General features: G+C 75.7%; 4 protein-coding genes. 2 read left to right on the top strand and 2 right to left on the bottom strand.

The window, feature by feature from the left end; genetic code table 11:
• Window positions 1–1,371, bottom strand: a 1,371-nt coding sequence (locus tag ACFTWP_RS41050) for an RNA polymerase sigma factor (protein WP_380270304.1), incomplete at its 3' end; no start/stop codon positions are given.
• Between the two features lie 311 nt (window positions 1,372–1,682).
• Window positions 1,683–2,693, bottom strand: coding sequence for a TetR/AcrR family transcriptional regulator (locus tag ACFTWP_RS41045; RefSeq protein ID WP_380270303.1), 1,011 nt, complete (start codon window positions 2,691–2,693; stop codon window positions 1,683–1,685).
• Between the two features lie 421 nt (window positions 2,694–3,114).
• Between ACFTWP_RS41045 and ACFTWP_RS41040 the strand changes: the two genes are divergently transcribed.
• A complete protein-coding gene (locus ACFTWP_RS41040) occupies window positions 3,115–4,512 on the top strand; it encodes an NAD(P)/FAD-dependent oxidoreductase (protein ID WP_380270302.1) in 1,398 nt (465 codons plus the stop codon).
• A 266-nt stretch (window positions 4,513–4,778) separates the two neighbouring features.
• Window positions 4,779–6,017, top strand: coding sequence for a PP2C family protein-serine/threonine phosphatase (locus ACFTWP_RS41035; RefSeq protein ID WP_380270301.1), 1,239 nt, complete (start codon window positions 4,779–4,781; stop codon window positions 6,015–6,017).
• Window positions 6,018–6,317: the final 300 nt, after the last annotated feature.

The following is a 6,317-nucleotide window of genomic DNA, read 5'->3' as shown; positions in this document are numbered from 1 at the left end:
CTTGGCGGCGACGCCCAGGCCCTCGCCCGCCACCACGCCCGCCCCGCCGCCTGCTCCGCCACCCGCTCCGGCGGTGGCCCCGGCCGTGGCACCCGCCCCGGCCGTGGCACCCGTCGTGGTGGTGCCGCCCGCCGCGACGGCGGCCGTACCGGCGGCCGCGCCGCCGACCACGGCCCCCGCGCCGGCCGCGGCGGCGGCCGCGCCGAATCCGCCCACCCCGACCCAGACCAGCACACCGCCGGGCAGCAGCGCCCGCAGCCCGTGGTTGATCTCGGACAGTTCCAGGTAGGCCGCAGTGCAGCGGTCGCACTCCTTGAGGTGGCCGCCGACCTCCGCCGAGGCCCGCTTGCGCAGCGAACCCCGGGCGTACGCGCCGAGCCGGTTCGCGTAGGCCTCGCAGCCGAGTTCCTGGCTGCCGGAGACGTGTGCCTGCAGGAACGCGGCGGCGAGCCGGTCACGGGCCCGGTGCGCCTGGACGGCGGTCGCGTTGGCGGTCTTGCCGATCAGCACCGCGACGGTCTTCGGCGACTCCCGCTCGACCTCGGTGTGCCAGAGCACCACCCGGTCGTCCTCCGGCAGTTCGACGAAGGCCTGCATCACCATCCGCTGGTCGGCCAGCGCCATCGCCCAGGCGTCGGCCCCCGGATCGGCGAGGTCCAGGTCCGCGCCGGCCGCCGAGGAGCGCGCGAACGTACTGAAGTCGTCCACGAGTTGCTCGCGCCGCTCGGTGCGCCCCCAGGCCGCCGCGACGTTGCGCACCGCCGTCAGCAGGTAGGCGCGGACGGCGAACTCCGGCCCCTTGCCCGCCCGCAGGGCCTGCAGGGTACGGGCGAAGACCTCGCCCGCGAGGTCCTCGGCGGTGAAGCTGTCCCGGCAGCAGGTCCGGGCGTAGCGCCGGACGGACTCGGCGTGCCGGCGGTAGATCTCCTCGTACGCGCCGTCGTCGCCGGCCCGGACGAGCGCCGTCAACTCGGCGTCGGAGGGCGGCCGCTCACCGTCCACCGGATCGGCGGGCGCGGGCACCACGGTCCGCACCGGGGCGTCCTCGGTGACGAAGGCGGCCGGGCTGACACTGCCCTGGCCCGCACCGGCCTGCCCGGGCACCCGTCCGGTGGCGGCCGGCCGGCCGGTCAGCGACTCGCGCCGCGGGGCGCCGGCCTGATCGGGCACCTGGGCGGGCGGTTGGCCCGGCCGGGGCACCGAGCCGTGCCCGCCCGGGTGCCCGCCGGTGTGGGCTCCGCCGTGGTCGGGCACCTGACCGGGCGGCCTACCGCCGGGGCCGGGAGCGCCGTCCGCGCCCTCGGGGCCGCCCGGCGCCGACCCGCCGAAGTCCAGGCCGTAGCTGAAGTCGTTCTGTTCCTCGGCGCTCACAGCGGCCCCCGAATGTCATGACGGCCCCCGGACAGTGGCGGGGCATCCCGGAGGGCGGGGGCGTGCGGCGCCCGCTCACCGGGCGCCGACGGCGCGTGAACCGCGCGCATCGGGACATTGGCTCCAACCACGGCCAAAGGATGGCATAGCGCAGGGAACAGCGGTAGCCGGAGCAGGCCCGACCCACTCTTCCGAGGGGACGTCAGGGTCCCGTTCGGGCCGCCGGGTGCACCGGTCCGGGCCGCCCGCGGCACCGTCCGCACCGGGCAACTGCCCGGCCCGGACGGTGAGAACGCCGTCGCGGCGGCCGGTCAGCGGGCGCGCAGGCCGTCCAGCAGGATCTCCAGCAGCCGGGCCCCCGGGCCGGACCCGAGTTGACCCTCCGTACCCCAGCCGCCCGTCCCGCGGTCCTCGACGCCCTGCCCGGCCGCCGGGTGCGCGGCCTGCGCCGCGTGCACCGGCACCGAGGCGGTGAGCACCAGCACCACGTCGGACACCGTGACGCCGGGCCGCAGTTCGCCGGCCGCGCCGGCCCGCGCCACCAGGGCGGCGAGCAGTTGCAGCAGCAGCCGGGGGTCCGCGTCGGGGGCGCCCGCGGCACTCCCGGACGCGCCGGGAGCCGGGTCGGCCGCCCGGCCGGGCCACGGCCCGGTGCCCGAGGTGTGCGCCCCGCGCTGCCCCGGCACCCGGCCGAGCTCCTCCGCGTACCGGAAGGCCTCCGGGGGCAGCAGCCGGCCCGCGCCGGTCCCCACCGCGCGTGCCAGGTAGTCGGCCAGCGACTCCCAGGGGCCGCCGCCGCTGTACAGCGACTCACGGGCCTGCGTGGTCAGCCAGGCGACCTCCTCCGAGGCGATCCGCTGGACGAGCACCTCCTTGCTGGGGAAGCGCCGGTACACCGTGCCGACGCCGACCCCGGCCCGGCGGGCGACCTCCTCCATCGGGGCGTCGTAGCCGAACTCGCCGAACACCTCGCGGGCGGCCCGCAGCACGCTCTCCAGGTTCCGCCGGGCGTCCACCCGCAGTCGGGCGCCGCTGCGGCGCGGCCCGGGGCCCGTCGCACCGTCGGGCAGGCCGCCGTCCTGACCGGCGTCCGGGAGGCCGCCGGCCGCCGGTCCTTCCGTCCGGGCCGCTTCGGAACGCGGGCCCTCCTGCCGTGGCGGCTGCGGCCACCCGGTCTCGGGTCCGGTCGCCCGGTACCCGGCCTCCGGATGGGCCCCGTCCTGGTACGGCGGCAGGTCGGCGGGGCCGCGCTGCTCCGGCACGGCGCCCTGGCCGGGGCGCCGCGTGTCCGCCCGGCCCAACAGTCGATCCTGCTCCATCATCCCAACTCTCCCCCGCAGGCACCCGATCGGGCACCTGCCCTCGCCCGTCACCGCACCCCCCCGGTGCGTCAGGCCGCGGTCGCCGACCGCGGCCGGCCAACCGGCTCGTCCGGATCGTGCGCCTGCGTCCTGTCAGCGGAGTCCGTCCGGGACTTCCTTCCCCGGTTCGCGCGTCGACAGTCGGGTTCTCCCGCCGACGGTTGAAGTGGCCATGATGACCGATCCACGGCCCGTCGCGCCCGGGTATCCCGGGCGGAGCCTGCTCCGACACACAATCCGACCATAGTTCACGGAAGTTCGCGGCCGAAAGTGCGCCGAATCCCGTCACTCCCGCATATCCACCCGCTCCCCGTCACATCCGCACCAGCAGATCCGGCACGGACTGTGGACAAGAGGGGCTCCGGCAGTGCGTCATGGAGGCGTGAAGCAGGTCACATCGGTAGGGGGTGCCCCCATCAGGATCCTGGTCGTCGGCGGCGGCTGCGCCGGCATGTCCGCAGCACTGCGTCTCCAGCGTGGTCTCAGAGACCAACTCCGCAGCGGAGAAGCCGAGATCACCGTCGTCGAACCGCAACCGTACCTGACCTACCACCCGCTGCTCGCGGAGGTCGCGGCCGGCTCGATCGATCCGCGGCACGTCGTGGTGCCGCTGCGCCGGGTGCTGTCCGGCTGTCGCGTGCTCACCGCGCGGATCACCCGGATCGAGCACGCGACCCGACGGGCCTGGGCCGACGCCGCCCAGCACGGCGACGCACCCGCCCCGACCGAACTGGCGTACGACATCCTCGTGGTGGCCCCCGGCTCGGTCTCCCGTACCGCCCCCGTACCGGGCCTGGCCGAGCACGGCCTCGGCTTCTCCACCGTGGGCGAGGCGGTCAGCCTGCGCAACCACGTCCTCGAACAGCTCGACCTCGCCTCCAGCACCCGCGACCCGGCCCTGCGCCAGGCCGCCCTCACCTTCGTCTTCGTCGGCGCCGGCTACGCCGGGGTGGGGGCCCTCGCCGAGTTGGAGGACATGGCCAGGTACGCCGTCCGGGGCTACCACAACGTGGCCCAGGAGGACCTCCGCTGGGTGCTGGTCGAGGCCACCGACCGGATCCTCGCCGAGGCCGGCGCGCACGGCGCCGGTGCCGAGCTCGCCGACCACACCCTCGCCGCACTGCGCGACCGCAGCGTCGACGTCCGGCTCGGCACGACCCTGGAGTCCGCGACCGGCGCCGTGATGGCGCTCTCGGACGGCAGCCGGTTCGCCGCCCGCACGCTGGTGTGGACGGCGGGCGTGCGGCCGGCGCCGCTGCTGCGCGACACCGACCTCCCGCTGGACGCCGAGGGCCGGATCCGCTGCCTGCCCACGCTGCAGGCGCTCGGGCCCGACGGCGGCGCACTGCCGGGGGTCTGGGCGGCGGGCGACTGCGCGGCGGTCCCCGACCCGCACGCGGGCGGTGAACCCTGCGCCCCCAACGCCCAGCACGCCTTCGCGCAGGCGCGACTGCTCGCCGACAACGTGCTCGCCTCGCTGGGCTCGGCCGACCAGCGCGCGTACCGGCCGGACATCGCGGGCGCCTCGACCTCGCTGGGCATCGGCCGGGGTGTCGCGCAGACCCGGCGCGGCCGGCTGACCGGCCGGCGGGCCTGGCTGCTGCACCGGATCCGCCAGCTGCGCAGGCTGCCGAGCGCGGACCGCCGGGTCCGGGTGCTGATCGACTGGATGCTGGCCGGGGTCTTCAGCCGCGAGGTGGTCTCGCTCGGGGCGGTGGAGCACCCCCGGTCGGAGTTCGAGGCGGGTTTTGCCGAGAACGGTCCGGCCGGCCGTGGGTGAGAGGACGATGCGACTTCCGGAATGGGCCCTCCGCCTGACAGGATCGGCCCAACCGATGTCATTACCCCGTGTGCACTGTCGCATACAAAACGTGATGATATGCCTGGAAACCCCGAGGAAGCAGCCGTCGTTTGAACCTCATGCGCTGGAGCGCCCGGCTCACCGGAGCCCCTAGACGCGTCGTGCCCCCGCCCGGCACCGCCGCGGGGTGCACCACCGCGCCCTCCAGCGGACCGGGTACGGGGGACCGCGGCGCCGTCGCCACCATGAAGCCGTCCCCGGGCGCCGACCCGGAGCCCGGGACGGTCGAACCGCTCAGCGTCCCCGGCCCGCGCGACCCGCTGACCGCCGGCGGGCTGCTGGACCTGCGCGACGTCCACGAGCTCTACGACCTCCGCGAGGTGCTCGGCCGCCTCCCCGCGCCGGTCGCGGTCACCCACGGCCCGCGCCACCAGCTCGGCTACGCGAACCGGGCCTACCAGGAACTCTTCGGCGAACGCCCGGCCGGCCTCCCCGCCGCCGAGGCGCTCCCCGAACTCACCGCCATGGGCGTCATGCCCCTGATGGACCAGGTGATCCGCAGCGGACGCGCCCGCAGCGTCAAGGCCCGGCGCATCGACGGCCCCGCCGGCCACCGGTACTACAACGTCTCCTGCGTCCCGCTCGGCGCCGAGGAACGCGGCAGCGGGGCCGCCGCCGCGCCCGCCGGCGTGCTCGTCTTCGCCGCAGAGGTCACCGACCAGGTCCAGGCCGCCAGCAGGCTCCGGGAGGCCGAGCGCCGTCAGCGCGAGGCGGCCGTGACCCTGCAGCGGAGCCTGCTCCCGCAGAAGCTCGAACAGCCCGCCGGCCTGCGGGTCGCCGCCACCTACCAGCCCGGCGGCGCCGAGGCCGCCGTCGGCGGCGACTGGTACGACGTCATCGGCATCGAGGGCGGCCGGACGGCCCTGGTGATCGGCGACGTGATGGGCCGGGGACTGCGCGCCGCGGCGGTGATGGGCCAGCTGCGCACCGCCGTCCGCGCCTACGCCCGGCTGGACCTGCCGCCGCACGAGGTGATGCGCCTGCTCGACGGCCTCGCCATGGAGATCGACGCCAACCAGATCGCCACCTGCGCCTACGCCGTCTGGGACCCGGAGCCCAGCACCCTCACCTACGCCTCGGCCGGCCACCTCCCGATCATGCTGCGCTGCCCCGACGGCGCCGTCCTGCGCAGCGAGGAGCAGAACGGCCCGCCGCTCGGCACCGGCGGCGGCACCCACCAGTCCCACACGCTGCGCCTGCTGGCCGGCACCACCGGCGTCCTCTACACCGACGGCCTGGTGGAGCGCCGCGACGAGGACATCGACCAGGGCCTCGACCTGCTGGCCCGTGCGCTGGCCGGCCCGGTCGGCGCCCCCGACGTGGTCTGCTCCCGCCTGCTGCGCGCCATGGGCGTCACCGCCGAGCACGACGACGACGTGGCCGTGCTGGCGTTCCAGCTGCCGGCGGCCCCGGGCTCCTCTTGACTCTGCCCCCGGACAGGTCTAGTGTTCTTCGAGCTGCCTGGCAGGGAGAAACGGACGCGCGATCCGCACGGACGTTCCCGGGGTGGCCAATCCTCCGAAACACCACTCAGCAAGAGCCATGAGCCGTGCCTTGTCGCGGCTCTGCGCGAATTGTCGTGCCCGGAATTCGAAGGTGGGGCCGGATTCGCTTTTCGGAGCGGTGCTCGGCTAGAGTTTGAGCCGTCGGACGGACCGTCAGGTCGGCCCGGTGAAAGCCTCCTGAGGCCGGGAAGCACGAAGGACTCTGCTAGAGTCTGGGAG

It is taken from the genome of Kitasatospora sp. NPDC057015 (genome assembly GCF_042673745.1).
In the GTDB taxonomy this organism is placed as follows: Bacteria; Actinomycetota; Actinomycetes; order Streptomycetales; family Streptomycetaceae; genus Kitasatospora.
The sequence above is the reverse complement of the archived record's forward strand: the minus strand, read 5'-3'. Positions and strand labels throughout refer to the sequence as shown.

Coding starts and splice junctions, on each gene's coding strand:
- ACFTWP_RS41045 (WP_380270303.1), bottom strand. CDS start 2,693: ATGATGGAGCAGGATCGACTGTTGGGCCGGGCGGACACGCGGCGCCCC.
- ACFTWP_RS41035 (WP_380270301.1), top strand. CDS start 4,779: ATGAAGCCGTCCCCGGGCGCCGACCCGGAGCCCGGGACGGTCGAACCG.